This is a genomic window from Acinetobacter lwoffii (genome assembly GCF_019343495.1).
GTDB lineage: Bacteria > Pseudomonadota > Gammaproteobacteria > Pseudomonadales > Moraxellaceae > Acinetobacter > Acinetobacter lwoffii_P.
In genome coordinates, this window is record NZ_CP072549.1 from 190135 (window position 1) to 206090 (window position 15956).

The 15956-nt window shown below is 38.3% G+C and carries 12 protein-coding genes and 1 pseudogene; 11 read left to right on the forward strand and 2 right to left on the reverse strand.

Features of this window, described 5'->3' with window-relative positions; genetic code table 11:
• The first annotated feature begins 249 nt into the window (after positions 1–249).
• The 6 genes from J7649_RS00920 to J7649_RS00945 all read left to right on the forward strand — a co-directional run bounded on the left by J7649_RS00920 (position 250) and on the right by J7649_RS00945 (position 5202).
• Positions 250–1119: a YagK/YfjJ domain-containing protein gene (locus J7649_RS00920; protein ID WP_139880806.1), complete on the forward strand. Its 870-nt coding sequence runs from the start codon at positions 250–252 to the stop codon at positions 1117–1119.
• 104 nt (positions 1120–1223) lie between these two features.
• Positions 1224–1502: a hypothetical protein gene (locus J7649_RS00925; protein ID WP_139880809.1), complete on the forward strand. Its 279-nt coding sequence runs from the start codon at positions 1224–1226 to the stop codon at positions 1500–1502.
• A 22-nt stretch (positions 1503–1524) separates the two neighbouring features.
• On the forward strand, positions 1525–2556 hold the full coding sequence (locus J7649_RS00930) for a DUF932 domain-containing protein (protein WP_139880812.1): 1032 nt from the start codon (positions 1525–1527) through the stop codon (positions 2554–2556).
• A gap of 197 nt (positions 2557–2753) precedes the next feature.
• Positions 2754–3812 carry a YqaJ viral recombinase family nuclease gene (locus J7649_RS00935; protein WP_139880815.1) on the forward strand — a complete coding sequence of 353 codons (1059 nt, stop codon included), beginning with the start codon at positions 2754–2756 and terminating at the stop codon, positions 3810–3812.
• Positions 3813–4007: 195 nt separating this feature from the next.
• Positions 4008–4892 (forward strand): recombination directionality factor, encoded by an 885-nt coding sequence (locus J7649_RS00940; protein WP_139880818.1) that lies wholly within the window; start codon positions 4008–4010, stop codon positions 4890–4892.
• A gap of 79 nt (positions 4893–4971) precedes the next feature.
• On the forward strand, positions 4972–5202 hold the full coding sequence (locus J7649_RS00945) for a helix-turn-helix transcriptional regulator (RefSeq protein WP_034675496.1): 231 nt from the start codon (positions 4972–4974) through the stop codon (positions 5200–5202).
• Between the two features lie 19 nt (positions 5203–5221).
• Here the strand turns inward: J7649_RS00945 and J7649_RS00950 are convergent, their stop codons facing one another.
• Both J7649_RS00950 and J7649_RS00955 read right to left on the reverse strand, forming a co-directional pair.
• Positions 5222–6223, reverse strand: a complete 1002-nt coding sequence (locus J7649_RS00950; protein WP_139880821.1) for a hypothetical protein — start codon at positions 6221–6223, stop codon at positions 5222–5224.
• Positions 6224–6546: 323 nt separating this feature from the next.
• Positions 6547–7637, reverse strand: a pseudogene (locus tag J7649_RS00955) (IS3 family transposase).
• 86 nt (positions 7638–7723) lie between these two features.
• Between J7649_RS00955 and J7649_RS00960 the strand changes: the two are divergent.
• The 5 genes from J7649_RS00960 to J7649_RS00980 all read left to right on the forward strand — a co-directional run bounded on the left by J7649_RS00960 (position 7724) and on the right by J7649_RS00980 (position 15946).
• Positions 7724–8479 carry a DUF4747 family protein gene (locus J7649_RS00960; protein ID WP_228264216.1) on the forward strand — a complete coding sequence of 252 codons (756 nt, stop codon included), beginning with the start codon at positions 7724–7726 and terminating at the stop codon, positions 8477–8479.
• A gap of 79 nt (positions 8480–8558) precedes the next feature.
• Positions 8559–9236: a hypothetical protein gene (locus tag J7649_RS00965; protein ID WP_139880827.1), complete on the forward strand. Its 678-nt coding sequence runs from the start codon at positions 8559–8561 to the stop codon at positions 9234–9236.
• Positions 9237–9520: 284 nt separating this feature from the next.
• Complete coding sequence (locus J7649_RS00970; protein WP_139880830.1) at positions 9521–14632, forward strand: DUF4011 domain-containing protein; 5112 nt, start codon at positions 9521–9523, stop codon at positions 14630–14632.
• Between the two features lie 16 nt (positions 14633–14648).
• Positions 14649–14942 (forward strand): hypothetical protein, encoded by a 294-nt coding sequence (locus J7649_RS00975; RefSeq protein WP_017725199.1) that lies wholly within the window; start codon positions 14649–14651, stop codon positions 14940–14942.
• A 71-nt stretch (positions 14943–15013) separates the two neighbouring features.
• Entirely contained in the window at positions 15014–15946 is a 933-nt protein-coding gene (locus tag J7649_RS00980) for an IS5 family transposase (RefSeq protein ID WP_219308941.1), read from the forward strand.
• Positions 15947–15956: the final 10 nt, after the last annotated feature.

Here is a 15956-nt window from a genome sequence, read left to right on the forward strand (position 1 = left end):
TTATGCTTGTGGATCAATAGAGCTTCAAATATTGTGAAAAAAATTGAAAATATTGGTTGAACATGTTGTTTGGCTAACAAATATTCAAATTTGTAATGGCAGGTTATTAATATTATTAAATATATATCATATAGAGATTAATACTCTTACTACTCATAAGCTTATAGCATTAAGTACAATCTAACTGAAATTTATATTTATACAGTTTACCCATGTCATATGGAGCTATTTCCATATTGAGTATTAAACATGAGTAAATCAATTAACGAGTCTAAATTAACAATTCAACTAGAAGTTGTAACTGAGCTTTGGATTAGAGCAGAGAATCAACCTCTAGATTTCTACGAGGAGTTTGCGGAGTTAGTAATACAGTTTGATGAGATTTATCGTACAGGCTCTCAGTACTTTGGTTATATCAATGCATGGTGTGATTGGTTAGATGAGTATGATATTGATGATTTAGATTTTGATGAAGTCGTCGATGAGTTGAAATGTGAATCATTTGATCACTATCAAGATTACTTTAAGGGGTATCAGAGTAGACAGCTGAAAGATCTCCGTAGGCATCGTGAGAACGAAAAACGTAATCTAGAATCTTTATCGAAAAAATTAGATAGAGCTCTTAGTCGGTATTCAAAGTCAGAAGTAGTGAGAATAGATATTGCATATTTGCAGAGCTGTCACAGTATCGTCGATATCCAAATGTTCTACCAAGATTTAGAGGAATTGCGTAAAGCGATATCTAAGCGTAAAGATCCGTTTCATGACTTAGTAGATTTTGCATGGGCTTTAGAGCAGGGTGAAACCAAAGGTTATCATTGCCATTTGCTGTTGATCTTTAATGGGCATCAACGTCAAAAAGGATGGGCTATAGCGGATAAGGTCGGGAAGTTGTGGAAGCAGATTACTAATGATGAGGGGTGTTATTTCAACTGTCATGATCCAGAGCAAATAGCCAAGTATAGAGAGCTTGGTATTCTTGGTATCGGTAGAATACATCGGGATAATCCAGTGGAAGTTCGTAACCTTCGTAATGCAGGTGCTTATCTAGTAAACCCTGAGAAAGAAGCCCAACATTTACGAGTGAAGCTCAGTCCAAAAATGCGGACATTCCAATGATTTGAAAAAAATCTCAGATATACATCATCTAGATGAAAACGAGTTTTTTAACTTTGCAAGGCTTGCCAATCGGTAAGCCTTTGTCATTTCTGGAGATGTATATTATGAGTTTAATTTGTCCTTACTGCCTATCTGATCAAGTCATCAAAGTGGTGGATCAACAAGTGAATGGAACTGAATCATCAGGTCTTGCAGCTTCAGCATCGCTTGCCACTATTGGTGCATCCATCTCAAAAAGCTTACCTTCGCCTGTATCACCGCTACTCGGTGGTCTTGCAGGTGCAGTCATTGGTGGCCTATTCAGTAGTGTGTTTGATGAGCCTAAAAAGCCGATCACGCTGACCTATTATCACTGCAATCACTGTCAGCAGAATTTTCGTTGAATTAGCATAGGAGATCAAAGCAATGGCACACCAAATTGAACAAATCGCCTATGTTGGTGAAACCCCTTGGCATGGCTTAGGGAATCAACTCAGTCCGAATCAACCACTGGAAGTATGGGCACAGCAAGCAGGGATGGATTGGCGCATCGAATCATCTGATGTCAGCTATATGGCACAGAATGAGCGTGGTCAGAGCATTATCATGCCATTTGAAGAACAGCGAGTGTTGTATCGTTCAGATACCCATGCACCTTTATCTGTGGTCAGTCAGCGTTATCAGGAAGTTCAGCCTAAAGAGATTCTAGAGTTCTACCGGGATCTGACTGAGCAATCTGGCTTTGAGTTAGAAACCGCAGGGGTTTTGAAAGGTGGGAAGAAGTTCTGGGCATTAGCGCGTACAGGTCAAAGTACCGGGTTAAAGGCTAAGGATGTTAGTAATGGTTATATCCTGCTGGCTACTGCGTGTGATGGCACCTTGGCAACGACAGCACAGTTCACTAGTATCCGGGTGGTCTGTAACAACACTTTGGCGATTGCTTTACGTGGGCAGAGCAGTAGTGCAAGTGTAGTGAAGGTTCCACATAGCACCAAGTTTGATGCAGAGAAAGTGAAACAACAATTGGGTATTTCAGTTCGTGCATGGGATGAGCACATGTATGAAATGAAACAACTCACACAGCGTAAGGTGAGTCAGCAGGAAGCCAAAGCTTATTTTGATGCCGTATTCAACAACAGCACCATGTCAATTTCCGATCCTGAAGAAAACATCATTCAGTTCTATCGTAATGTCGCGCAGCAAGCTCAAGAGAAAAAGCCTGAACCAAATGGTCGTGCCATGAATAAAGCTTTGGACATGTTCAATGGGCAAGGACGTGGTGCTGACCTGTCATCCGCCAAAGACACTGCTTATGGTTTACTGTGTTCGATCACAGAATTTGTGGATCATGAACGACGTGCTATGAGTACAGATCACCGTCTTGATTCAGCTTGGTTTGGTGCAGGCGCAGGTCTTAAGCAACGTGGGCTACAACAGGCTTTATCTTTGATAGCCTAAGCTCATGTAATCCATCCAACCTTAACCCTGCAAGTCTCAACAATTGCTGAGTACAGCACACACGTAACTCTCTCTACTTACTACTCACAGTCAACAATCTGAATCAGCATGCATATCGCCATACCCGACCTCGTGTCGGGTATGGCTTTTTTATGCGCTTCTTTTTTACAAAAACTGAAATTTATAAGGATAGAACCATGAATCAAATCGCACCGATTTCAAATCAGACTGTACAGGCAGGTGTTCAAACTGCATTAAATCCATTAACTACACCTAAACGAGCTAGTTCTGCAAAACGCTTAGTCAACACCAAAGATATGGCGTATCAAGATTGGCTTGAAGTCCGTAAACAAGGCATTGGCAGCAGTGATGCCGCGACAGCCTGTGGCCTCAATCCTTATATGTCGATGCTGGAACTCTGGCTGATCAAAACAGGTCGTCAGACTCAATCCATTGAAGATGAAAGTTCAGGTGTAGCACCGCTGTATTGGGGCAAACAGCTGGAACCTTTGGTGGCTGAGTATTACAGCATGCACACCCATAACAAGGTGCGACGGATCAATGCAGTACTTCAGCATCCTGATCCCGATAAACACTTTATGTTAGCCAATCTGGATTACAGCGTGGTCGGCAGTGATGACGTTCAGGTCCTAGAATGTAAAACAGCAGGTGAGCATGGAGCAAAATTGTGGCGTGATGGTGTGCCTTTATATGTGCTTTGTCAGGTACAACATCAACTGGCGGTGACTGGTAAACAGGCAGCGCATGTTTGTGTCTTGATCTGTGGGCATGAAACCAAGATCTTCAAAGTGACACGGTCTGAATCGGTGATTGAGCATATTGTTCAAGCAGAACGATATTTCTGGGAGTGCGTGGAAAAGGATACACCACCATCCGTGGATGCAAGTGAATCCGCAGCTAAAGCGATTCAACAACTCTATCCAGCGCATGTGCCTTTAACCGTAGAGGATCTCTCACAAAATGAAAATGCCAATTTGATGTTCGACCAGCTCATCAAAATGAAGGAAGAGATTCAGCATCAGCAGGAACGCTTTGATCAACTTAAACATGAAATTCAGATGATGATGCAAGACAAGGAAAGGGCTGTCTTTGCTCATGGCTCAGTAGTCTGGAAGAAAGCTAAGGATTCTATCAGTCTCAATACCAAAGCATTGCTTCAGCACCAGCCTGAACTCATCGAGCTTTATCCACTTGAAAAGCAGGGCAGTCGTCGATTTAACATCTATACCGACTAAGTCCTATCTACAGCACCAAATCAAAAATTCACAAAAATCGCTCCCCGCTCTCTACCCTTCGGTAGAGAGCAAATCGGTCGCGATCTCTGTAGCACTTTATCTGGCTCTACATTCTTTGGGTAACTTATTTGGTCCTTGTTCCGACCTACATACATAGACTCAAATTTGTAAGGTAATACATTAAGGAATATCAACATGATTAAAGGTTTAGCAATTACTCCACCAATCCTGGGACGGATCAGTATCGGTCGTATGATCGAAAAGAATGGCAAGCGCCTACCGGAAAAAGATGATCAATTCACCATTACGTCCCAGATTCAAAGCAAAGAAGGCTGGGTGAAGCATCCACTGGATGATCAGCTTCGAGCGAATACGCCTAATCAAAAGTTGCGCTCAATCCCTGTTCGCATGATCTTCAATGATCCTGATCTAAACTTACGGGCGGAATACACCTTATTTGACCGACAGACCGGTCGTCCCGTCTGTGTCGGTAATGGAGAAACCTGCCAACGTTTAACCAATCAAGGCGTGGAGCAACTTCCCTGTCCATCCCCTGATTTATGTCCATTGGCACAAGGCGGGCATTGCAAGCCCTATGGACGTTTGCATGTGAACTTAGATGAATCGGATGAGTTTGGCACCTTCATCTTTAGAACTACAGGCTTTAACAGTATCCGTACTTTGACTGCACGGCTGAATTATTACCATGCGGCATCAAATGGTTTGTTGTCTTGCCTGCCGTTGCAACTCATTTTAAGAGGTAAGAGTACGACACAGAGCTATCGTCAGCCGGTGTATTACGTGGATCTAACTTTAAGGGAGGGGATTAGCTTGAATGAAGCCATTATTCAGGCAAAGCAAATTGATGAGCAGAGTAAGCAGGCTGGGTTTTATCAGGAGGCTGTGGACTTTACCGCAAGGAAGGGTTTTGGGAATGGAAGGATGGACGTAGACATGGAGGAAGGCTTGGATGTGGTTGAGGAGTTTTATCAGCCTGTTGAAGGCCAGCAGATTGAGGAAACGCAGCCTGAATTTAATATTCAGCAGGGATTGAAAGGATCAGTGACGGCTTTGAATTAAATCGAACCGGGTAAAACCTTACGAGATTGCCGTATCTCATGAGCGAGTTGCTCGAAATCATGAGATAGGAGTAAACATCATGAATGCATTTGTAGGGCAAACATTCCAAATGAACCAGCTGATTAGTATCAAGCAGGTCGTAGAGCTAGTTGGCGTTGGACGTTCAACCATCTATGAAATGATGGATGAGAACTCACCTTACTACGATCCTACTTTTCCAAAGAAAGTAAAAATCACCCAAAACCGTATCGGTTGGTCAGCTTATGAAATCCATCAATGGATTGAAAGTAAGTTGGCGAGCCGTGGATAGAAGGGGAGCTTTTGCTCCCTTATTTTTCCTGTGAAGCATTTTGATTAGAATATTCGATATATGCTTTTTTACAAATATCTTTAGCTATAATTCCCAAATACGTGCATAGGTCTAGATCAGTATATTTTTTAATATCTGCAGGAATATTATCTATAGATAAACCATCATATTTAATTTGGTAAATATAATAGTGAAGTAAAAGCTTTTGAGATTCTTTTAGGTTCTGAAAAGATTCCAATACTTTGTTTTCAGCATCAGATACAGCGACTTCAATTCCCTTTATTGAAGCTAAGTAGCCTACATACTCCCAATCATTCTTTAAATTTATTTCTTTGTTATTTTGACAGTAGTGTGAATTTTTAAAACTTTCTATCGATATTTCAATAATTTGATTCTTAATTTCGTTTTCATAGTCTGTGGCTATAAGTTTAAAGTCATTTGTAATTCTATTAAAATTTTCTTTTTGGTTAGCTGCTTCGAATTGTGTGAAGTACCACTCATAGGATTTATAATTATTTCCAAAAACCTCTATAAATAAAATAAATTCGGGGGTGAGTTTATAAAGCTTTTCTTCTATTTTATAATAATGGTTAGAAAATGATAATTCAGACGTATTATTTATTAAAGTAATAATATCGATAATAAGATTGATATTGATTTGCAGAAGTGTATTAAGCGTTCTATATTTTTTTTCAGAATCTAAATTTATATTTTTAATAATATTTAAGTTATATGTTTCTAGTTCGAAAGTGTGCTCATATTCAATAAAGTCTTTATGTATACAATCTCTCAATATATACATTGTTTCTGTATTGATATTAAATTTCATACTTATAATAGATGGGTCTAAGAAGACTCCAAAAGCACGTCTGAAAGCGAGTGTTAGATCAGTAGTATCCATTAACTCAGGAGAAATGTTCATGCAATCATAAATTTTTCGGCAGCTTGCTGTATTACGAGCTAATCGAAGCTCATTTTTAATGCGTCCTAAGTCTTCAGTTATCCAATCAAAATCTGCCATATGAGAACCTGTTCTTTATTAAAGTAGAATTAAATTTTACGCAAAGCAGTCTGAGCGTATGAGTAGATTCATTAGACCAAATTTCGCGACATAATTTGGCGTATAAGCCTAAAGAAGCCAATATACACACTGCCCAACTATTTGAAAATAGTGTTAAATTGGCGACATATATAATGATAGTTTTGGGTCTAAACATGGATCATTCAGTTCACAACAAATTAGTTTCTTTTATCTGGTCAATTGCAGACGACTGCCTACGTGACGTTTATGTACGAGGTAAGTACGGTAATCCTCCCATAAATAACCGAAGTTAAAAGTAGAGGTTAAGCAGCCATTAGAGGTGGCTTTCCTTTGTTAGCTTGATGTGGTCTTTCATGGTTGTAATGCCACAACCAGTTTGTTGCATAATCTTGTACTTCATCCAAAGTATCAAATAAATGCTTGCTCAGCCAACTATAACGTATGGTCCGATTATAGCGTTCAATATACGCATTCTGCTGTGGCTTACCCGGTTGAATATATTCAATACGAATACCGTGCTCAGTAGCCCAGCGCACAAATTCGTGACTGATAAATTCGGGACCATTATCGCATCGGATCACTAACGGTTTTTCTCTCCACTCCAGCAATTGATTCAACGTACGAATAACCCTGATTGTGGGCAATGAGAACCCTGCTTCAATGGCTAGGCCTTCGCGGCGGTAATCATCAATCACATTCAATAATCGAAACTTGCGACCATCGGAAAGCTGATCATGCATAAAATCTAATGACCAAACCTGATTTTCTCGGATTGGTTCTTTCAATGGTTCAGGCGCATGCCGTTTTAGTCTTCTTCTCGGTTTAATACGCAGATTCAGTGCCAACTCACAGTAAATGCGGTAAACCCGCTTGTGATTCCAGCAGCAACTCTCAACATGCCGTAAATACGAGAAGCACAAACCAAAGCCCCAATCGGAATTTTCCTCAGTGAGTTCAATGAGCTGTTCAGCAATGAGTGCATTGTCATCGCTGAGTTTGGCTTGATAGCGGTAGCAGGTTTCACTAATGCCAAATGCTTTACAAGCCAAACGAATACTAATGGCATGCTGGGCAACTGCCTGTTGTGCCATCTTACGCCGGCAAGATGGCTTTACCCTTGCGCAGCAGTGCTGCTCATTGCCATCGCTTCCTGGATGATTTCGGCCTTTAATCGCTCTTCCGCATACATCTTTTTAAGTCTGGTATTTTCGGCTTCTAGCTCTTTGAGTCGAGCCATTAATGATGTATCCATACCACCATATTTGGCACGCCATTTATAAAAGGTAGCATTACTCATGCCGTGTTCACGGCAAAGGGTAGCTACAGGTGTGCCAGACTCCGCCTGTTTTAAAATGGATATGATCTGGCTGTCAGTAAATTTAGATGTTTTCATGCAGAATCTCCTGCTCGTATCTTAAGAGAAAATTCTACTTTTAGATCCTTTTATTTTTAGGGGGGATTACCCCTAGACAGATTCCTTTGGAACGCAATAACTATTTAAAATTTCGTTTCATTAAACCATTGAATGAAGAAAACTTACTTAATGGTTTTAGTGGTGAAGTTTTTAAAAGTAATGGAATTACAAGTGATTGGTATGACGAAGAAAAAAATGAAAGAAATCGTCATAAAAATGTAGAGGAAAACTATATTCCATCTAATTTAAAAGCAAACCCAAGATTCTTTAAATTTATATTTTTTCCTTTACATCAAAAATTGGTTTGTGAAGTGAAAGACCCTGAAAATGAGATCCAAATCGGATTGCTTGAAAAATTTTTAAAGAAGCTAATTATAACGGACAAATTGCAGGACAAATTTGGCCGAATCATAGTTAGTACAGTCCCTGAAGTAATATCAGCAGAAAAAATCATCAATTCGAAAACTTTAAAACGAATTCATATTTGTGTAGAAAAGTTAGAAATAGATGAGCAGTTCGATTCAGCTCACAAAGTTATTTCTCATATGGTTGATATGAATACAGAGTCTTATATTCAGACATATATCGCAGGTAAAAATGATTTTTTAAACTTAAGCGATGAAGTAAAAGAGCTCATAAAGTTTGCTGCAGAGCATGGCATTATTGAATATAAGATCGAAAATCAAGAAGGGTTAATAGAAGATAAAAGTACTGCTGAATCTAACCCTTTAATTATTAGAGTTCAGTATGATCCAGATGAAACAGATCAACATTATTTGATCCAAGCTAAAGCATTGGAAATTGTAAGTAACATTAATTAGTGGTCAAATTCGAAGTAGTGAATAGAGTGGGGTGCTATTTCATCCCACAGGTTTAACTAGCCATTTGGAGTAGTAATCATTGGATGTAATCTTAAAATATTTACCTCTTATCATTTTTATTTACCCAATTTTATCTTGGTTAGATAGCAGAAAACGCTTTACCCATAGTGCAAAATTTTATGCAGATAGGGCGGTATCTGTTAAAAAATATGAAGAAGAAATTAAGCGAGCTGATATCACTGATTATGAAAAGAGTGCCTTTGCACAGGCAATGGTTGCCACTGAAAAACTAGGCTTTAAGGAAGTGAATATTCTTAAGCTAAAATCCCCTAATAACTTTTTTTCAATGGTCAATAAAATAAAAAAAATTAGACATAAGATAGAAGTTAAAAAACTTGGGCAGGAAGATGTATTCATTTCAATCGATAGATCTAAGGCATTAAAATTTAAACCAATAATTTATTTCCTTTTATATGTATCATCAGTACCAATTTTTATATCAAATACTCTCTTAACTTTGTTGTTTAAATATTTAGGATGGAACTTGTTTTTTGTCGATGAAAATACATATATTTTTTCTCAATTTGCTATCTTAATAGTTGGAGTCTTAGTAGCAATTATTTCTGCTATGAAATTCATCAATCATGAAGTTTTAATGTCACTTATTAAAGAGGACGTTGTTATGGCAAAAGAAGAATTCGAAAGAGTTGATGATGCTGAAGAGCATTCACAAGATAATTTGATCGAGCTCGGGTAAATCTAGGTTAAAGAACATGGATGTTCTTTAATAGTTACAATAGTTTCAATTGCTAGTTAAACTTCTACCACCTCAAAATTCTTAGCTACACTAGTCTCTAAAAATATAAGTACATAGATTATTTGTATTAAAAATAACAATAACTTATGATTACTAATTAGTTAATAGAAAATCTTAACTATTAAAAATTAAATATTTGTTAAAAATCAATATCTTAGTATTATTGAAATGATAGGGTGGTAGTGGTGGAAAAAGAAGCGCAACAGGATATTGAAAAATATTCCATGCAGATTGATTCTACTTCAGCATTGAACCTAGTTTTACAGCAGAATTCGGTTGCTCTGATTCGAGAAATTCTTTTATCCTCGAAAGAGGTACTCTCTAGCTCCCGCATTATTATAAGGTCAAATCCTGAATATTTTAAAGAACATGTGATTAATATTGCTTATTTGGATGCGGATCAAACATTAGCTCTAGAAAAGCCTAAACTTGTTTTTGATATTCAGTTTTTACAAGAACTACCTGAGAATTTAAAAGGGCAAATCGAAATTATTTGGGTGACAGATCAAGATCAAATTTTGGATGAAAAAGTGATTGAGATTGATTTGCTAACAGTTGATACATGGGGCGGTGAACGCCAACCTATTGAGCTCCTTACAAGTTTCTCACAGCCAAATGCTACTGCTCTCAGCCCTGTTTTAGTCAGTGCAAGTGAAATATTAAAAAGTAATAATGCAGGATCATTAAATGGATATCAGGATCGTGACAGAGATGCTGTTGTATCGCAGTTACAGGCTATATGGGAAGCTCTGCTTCAGCAAAACCTTCATTACATCGTAAACCCTGCAAGTTTTATTAAATCGGGACAGCGCATACGCCTACCAAAACAAATTTTTGATGAGAAATTGGCGTGCTGTTTAGATACTACATTATTGTTTAGTGCATTAGCTGAGCAAGTTGGTCTTGATACATTAATTGTGGTTGAAGAAGGACATTCTTACGTAGGGGTATGGTTGAATGAAACCCCTAATGTAGATCTCATCATAGATGATATCCAATCATTAAGAAAAAGATACGATCTTGGCGAAGTGGTCTTCATAGAGACCACATTGCTCACCCAACAAGCTAAATTTACTGCTGCACTCGAAACTGCTAAACAATATATTAAAGATGCAACCCGTCAGCATAAATTTTATCTTGCGATTGATGTGCGGCAATCTCGCTTACGTGGTATTAAACCGCTCTCTATTCACCACGAAAAGAAAAGCCATTTGGATCACTCTGAGGTCGAATGGAGTGCAGCATCAATTCCTGTATATGAAGTTGACCAACCTGTTGAAACAAAAACGACACGTGTCGATCGTTGGTTGAGAAGGTTGTTAGATTTAAGTCTCCGTAATAAGTTATTAAATTTTAAAGATAATCGCTATAGCATACCTTTGCACTGTTCAGAATTAACATTAGCAAAATTAGAAGATGCATTAGCAAACCAAGAAGGTTTTCTCTTCAAAAGCGTAGATAGTATTTCACTGAAAGATATTCAACGTGATAATGAAAAACAGCATGTCAATCAGTATGTAGATGAGAATCTATCTAGAAAGCTATTATTTAGCCCACTTGAGACCCAAGCATTAGAAAAGCGTTTAATCGAAGTATATCGAGCGTCACGAACAGCATTAGAAGAAGGTGGAGCGAATACTTTATTTCTTGCAATTGGTTTTCTTGAATGGAAAGAATCGGAGCGTTCTAAAAAAACGTATAGAGCACCATTATTATTGATACCCGTACAAATTACGCGTGAAACCGCAAAAACTGGGTATCGGTTATTTATGTATGATGATGAGCCTCGTTTTAATGCCACGCTATTACAGCTATTAAGACAGGATTTTGAGCTCGATATAGCAGGCTTAAATCCATTGCCAACGGATGACGCTGGTGTAGATGTAAATAAAATTCTGCATATTGTACGTAAAGCAATTGTTAATGTTGCAGGATGGGAAGTAAAAGCTGAGGCTGCTATAGGGCAATTCTCATTCTCAAAATACTTAATGTGGCTAGATCTAAATACACGTCTAGAAGAATTAAAAAATCAGCCAGTCGTCAATCATCTGATTGAAACGCCAAGAGAGCCTTTCATTAAACAAGATGAGTTTCCTCAGCCAGAAAAACTTGATCAAGCTTATCAACCTCAACAGTTATTTACTCCTCTGTCATCCGACTCATCTCAGTTGGCTGCAGTGATGTCAGCAGCTTTGGGGAGAACTTTTGTCTTGTCAGGTCCACCGGGAACAGGTAAATCTCAGACCATTACTAACATGATTTCGCAATGTTTAGCGGATGGGAAATCTGTACTATTTGTATCGGAAAAAATGGCTGCTTTAGATGTAGTATATAGGCGACTAACGCAGGTTGGGCTCAGTGAGCTTTGTTTGCAGTTGCACTCATCAAAAGCTCAAAAGATGGAAGTTTTAGATCAGTTAAGAGAACGTGCTCAAAAAAATAACGATCCGTACTTTCTCGCCAATCAAGCTAAAAATACAGACTGGAAAAAACTTTCTGATCGATTAGTTCAAACCCGTGATGAATTAAACCTACATGTAAAAAATTTACATAGCCAGCATCAGATAGGCTGGAGTCTATATACTGCGATGAGTGATGAGTTACGTTACCGTGAAACGCCAACCTTGCGCTTGCCAGATATTGATATTGCGAACTTAACAGCTGAAAAACGTGAAGAGTTAAATCAAGTTGTTGTACAGGCTGTGAATCAACGCCAGCTAGTGTCTTCAAATATGGTCGAAGAGCTAGAAGGCTTTGGTGAGGGTTTGTCTGAACAAGTCTGGACATTAGCATGGCAAGAAGAGTATCAGCATGTACAAGATCAGATTGGGATTCAAGTCAACAATGTAAATAACTTAATAGATGAATGGAATGAAGCATTTAGCTTTACTCAAAAAACAAAATTAAATGAAATCAAAAAAGATTTTAAGGTGTTTGATTCAATTGTAGGTTTAGTACAGCGCGCTGATCTAAAACTGATTGGGTGTATTAAGGAAGTTGATCTTAATAGCATTCGTCGTTGTAAGAATTTAGTTTCAGACCTGAGTGAGCAACGTTCTAAATTGGTAGGGCAATATAATGATGAAATATATAAGGTAGAATTAGATCAGCTGATGTTTAAATGGCGTGAAGCTGAGTCTAAGATTTTTCCATTTTCATGGTTTGCCAAGTTTCAGCTTAGAAACCTGATGAAATTATATCAAGTCAATGCGAATCGCCCTACAGCACTTGCAGTTGCTCATGATCTGCCACTTTTACAGCAGATTCAAAAGCAACAAAGAGAATTCTCTGAAATAGAAAATCAATGTTCGAATCAATTCGGGGAGTATTGGAAAGGTGAAAATACACCTTGGCAAACGTTTGAAGATGCTTTCAATCAGTGGCAAGAATTTAAAAGAATTATTGCTAGTAATCTAGAGGATAAAGCAACTTTATTCAAAGCGCTGGAATTTAGTAAAACACATAGTTTGGATGAGCTATCTTCTCATGTACAACAATTGGAAGCTTTGTTGGATAAGTTGCTTAATGATCATCAATTACAGCCTGACAAAGAACGTACCTCATATGGAGATATTTACTTTGAAGATCTCCTTTTAAGACAGCAACAATTACAACGTTCAAATAAATCTTGGCGAAATTGGCTGAATTGGCAAGTTGTTAAGAATCGGTTATTTAAAGAAGGGCTCAAGCCTTTAGCTCTCGAGTTGTTGAAGGAGGAAAGAGATCCAGATACGGTTTTAAAACTGTTAAATATAAACTTAGCCCGACAGTGGATCGTCTATCAATTTAGTAAGCATCCTGAGCTTAATCAGTTTAATGGTGATGAGCATGAGCAAAAAGTACAGTCTTTTGCTGAACAAGATAGAGCGCACCAGTTAGCAGCGAGTCAGGAAATTATTCACCGTTGGAATAAGATTTTTAGTGAACAAGATAAATATAAGACGCAATGGACTTTACTGAATAAAGAGTTAGGCAAAAAGCGTCGACATTTACCAGTACGAGAATTAATGAGGCAGATTCCAGATGTCCTTGTTGGACTGAAGCCATGCTTGCTCATGAGTCCTTTATCAGTCGCTCAATATCTTGATACTCAAGCAAAGTTTGATGTAGTGATTTTTGACGAAGCATCACAAATCCCAGTTTGGGATGCGATTGGAGCTTTGGCAAGAGGAAAACAGTCAATTGTTGTGGGTGACAATAAGCAAATGCCTCCGACAAGCTTTTTCGGAAAAGGTGATTCAGATGAAGAAATCGATGAGGAAATCACAGAGGATTTAGAAAGTATTTTAGATGAATGTCTTGCTGCTCAATTACCAGAACTAGCTTTAAATTGGCATTATCGCAGTCGCTATGAAAGTCTGATCCAATTTAGCAACCAAAAATATTACAAAGGTGGACTATTTACATTTCCTGCACCTGTAGCGAAAGATACAGCGATACAGTTGCATATGGTCGATGGAGTTTATGATAAAGGTGATACGCGTACAAATTTAGGTGAAGCTAAAGCAATTGTAGAGTTTATTATTCATCATCTGAAATCACAGCTTGGTCAAAATAGCCCTTTAACTCTAGGTGTTGTCACCTTCAATATGACACAACAGAAGTTAATTGAGGATTTACTCGATAATGAATTGGCAAAGTATCCTGAATTAGAAGCGATTAGCAAAGCTGGTATTGAACCGCTCTTTGTGAAAAATTTAGAGAATGTACAAGGTGATGAAAGGGATATTATTATCTTCTCTATTACCTATGCCAAAGATCAAGATGGTCGGTTATCCATGAACTTTGGTGCATTGAATCGTCAAGGAGGACAGCGGCGTTTAAATGTAGCAATTACCCGTGCTAGACAAGGTTTGCATGTTTTCTCTGCCTTGAGTCCTGAGGAAATTAATTTAGCACGTACCAATAGTGAAGGCGTTAAAGATCTAAAAGACTTCCTCATCTTTGCTCGAAATGGACAACTTCATTTGAGTGAAGTTGATCATAAGAAAAAGCACATGAAAAAAGAGTTTATACAATATCTTCAATTTAGGCTTCAAAAGCTTGGTTGGAATGTTGATCTTGGTGTTGGACATGGTGACAGTGGTGTCGATCTAGCTATTAGGGATGATCAAAGAGTTGGTAATTACTTGGCAGGTATCATTGTTGATGGAGAAGGGTACGCTCAAGCAGCAACAGCAAGAGATCGGGATCAACTTCGACCAATTGTCTTGAAGGCATTGGGTTGGGAAACGATATCAGTTTGGAGTGTGGATTGGTGGTTGAGTCCTGAAGATAATTTAAATAAGTTGGACCAAAAAATAAAATCTATTCAATCAGAAAAAAGAGTTGCTTAACTAAGGAGAATATATAATGGGTTTGTCTGTTCAAAATATTGCAGTCAAGGTATTAAAAACGGATCTTGAAGACAATGAAGTTTCTTTTGCTGTAAAAGCAGATGTCACAAATATCAAAAAAGATGACTACGATGATGAAGATGTCACAGTAGAAATTCAGGGTGTTGATGTTGATGGTTTTGAAATCCTAACGGTATATCTTTCTGGTAAAGTTGATTTTAATACGACAAAAACACTAACTGATCGTACAGACTATCAAGATAAAGATGAGTTTGAACAGGTTGTTAAGTGGCAATTTGTTGATGTATAGATTTAGTATTTTCATTAGGCTTTGTTGCGCAAACCTATCTGTAAAGGGTTTTTCAGCGATATAATTTTCAAATGAAGAAGCCTACACACAAAATCTACCGCACAACCAATTGGCCCGCATATAACCGAGCACTCATGAGTCGCGGAAATATTGCCATTTGGTTTGATCCTGCTACGCAATGGTATGCGCCATCAAAAGGCAAACAAGGGCGAAATCAAACCTACTCCGACGCAGCCATCCAATGCTGCTTAATGATTAAATCCTTATTCCGTCTGTCTTTACGTATGGTCACTGGCTTTGTGCAAAGTCTGATTAAACTTTGCGGATTAAATTGGATAGCTCCAGATTACACCACGCTTTGTAGAAGACAAAAGCATATTGATATTGTAATCAGCTACCAAAAAAGTAGCGATGGGCTGCATCTACTCATGGACTCTACAGGCATGAAGTTTCTAGGTGAGGGCGAATGGAAACGCAAGAAACATGGACCTGAATATCGTCGCCAATGTCGTAAACTTCATATTGGTATAGATGCTAAAACCCTACAAATACGAGCAGTTCAGCTTACAACCAATAATGTCAGTGATTCACAGGTGCTTGGTGATTTACTTAATCATATTCCACAAGATGAGCAGATTAACTCTGTTTATACCGATGGAGCTTATGACACCAAGCAATGCCGTCAGGTCATTGCAGATCGGCAAGCGCATGCGGTGATTCCACCTAGAAAAAATGCGAAACCATGGAAAGATACAAAGAGTAGCTCGCTAGAGCGAAATGAATTACTTCGAACAATTAAAAGTTTAGGCAGGACACTATGGAAAAAATGGTCAGGCTATCATCGTCGAAGTTTGGTTGAAACTAAGATGCATTGCATCAAATTATTAGGAGATAAACTCAGTGCAAGGAGTTTTGATAGCCAAGTGAATGAGATCCATGCACGTGTAGCAGTCCTTAACAGATTTACGGAATTAGGTCGACCACTTACCCAAGTTACGCCTTAAATTTGGCTCA

Coding starts and splice junctions, on each gene's coding strand:
- J7649_RS00940 (WP_139880818.1), top strand. CDS start 4,008: ATGATTAAAGGTTTAGCAATTACTCCACCAATCCTGGGACGGATCAGT.
- J7649_RS00950 (WP_139880821.1), bottom strand. CDS start 6,223: ATGGCAGATTTTGATTGGATAACTGAAGACTTAGGACGCATTAAAAAT.
- J7649_RS00980 (WP_219308941.1), top strand. CDS start 15,014: ATGAAGAAGCCTACACACAAAATCTACCGCACAACCAATTGGCCCGCA.
- J7649_RS00975 (WP_017725199.1), top strand. CDS start 14,649: ATGGGTTTGTCTGTTCAAAATATTGCAGTCAAGGTATTAAAAACGGAT.
- J7649_RS00935 (WP_139880815.1), top strand. CDS start 2,754: ATGAATCAAATCGCACCGATTTCAAATCAGACTGTACAGGCAGGTGTT.
- J7649_RS00930 (WP_139880812.1), top strand. CDS start 1,525: ATGGCACACCAAATTGAACAAATCGCCTATGTTGGTGAAACCCCTTGG.
- J7649_RS00970 (WP_139880830.1), top strand. CDS start 9,521: ATGCAGATTGATTCTACTTCAGCATTGAACCTAGTTTTACAGCAGAAT.
- J7649_RS00925 (WP_139880809.1), top strand. CDS start 1,224: ATGAGTTTAATTTGTCCTTACTGCCTATCTGATCAAGTCATCAAAGTG.
- J7649_RS00945 (WP_034675496.1), top strand. CDS start 4,972: ATGAATGCATTTGTAGGGCAAACATTCCAAATGAACCAGCTGATTAGT.
- J7649_RS00920 (WP_139880806.1), top strand. CDS start 250: ATGAGTAAATCAATTAACGAGTCTAAATTAACAATTCAACTAGAAGTT.